The following is a 511-nucleotide window of genomic DNA, read 5'->3' as shown; positions in this document are numbered from 1 at the left end:
GAATGGGAAAAGAACCCTCCAACTGTCTGCCACCCTTCGTAGAAGATATGGGACTTTTCCCCCCCGAACCTCTTGGACAACCCTGCCTTCTCAACTACGTCTTTCAGGATTTTTGATACCTTTATAACCTGTTCCATAACCTCTTCTGGTTCATGCTCAAGTATAGGCATCTTCTCCAACTGCACCAATGCTTTATTCTCGTCCATAAATCCTCCTTTTAGCAATTTTAATAAATTCACAAAATACATAAAACGCCAATAACAAACAGAACAACACTCCCCCCAACCAGGCCCACTCAGCCCAACTTAACCCCATGCTACAAGATGGTTCACTTGCTGGGATTCCCATTTTCTACCTCCATTTTATTTCTTTTTATTTTCCAAATATTTTAGAATTTCTATAAGGGTATAAAAGATAAAATCCTCCCGACTCCAGAAGATCACATCGGTTTCTGCTCTGTGAAAAATTCTTTCATACTTTTTTGTTAATTTATCTGATATTTTATCCATTC

At 38.7% G+C, this 511-nt stretch carries 1 protein-coding gene; it reads right to left on the bottom strand.

Translation table 11 applies throughout. The features are described from left to right. Positions 1-206, bottom strand: a 206-nt coding sequence (locus H7844_16130) for a hypothetical protein (protein ID MEO5358805.1), incomplete at its 3' end; no start/stop codon positions are given. Positions 207-511: the final 305 nt, after the last annotated feature.

The organism is Nitrospirae bacterium YQR-1 (assembly GCA_039908095.1).
Classification (GTDB): domain Bacteria; phylum Nitrospirota; class Thermodesulfovibrionia; order Thermodesulfovibrionales; family Magnetobacteriaceae; genus Magnetomonas.
Note: the sequence above shows the minus strand (reverse complement) of the source record. Positions and strands in the feature narration are given on the sequence as shown.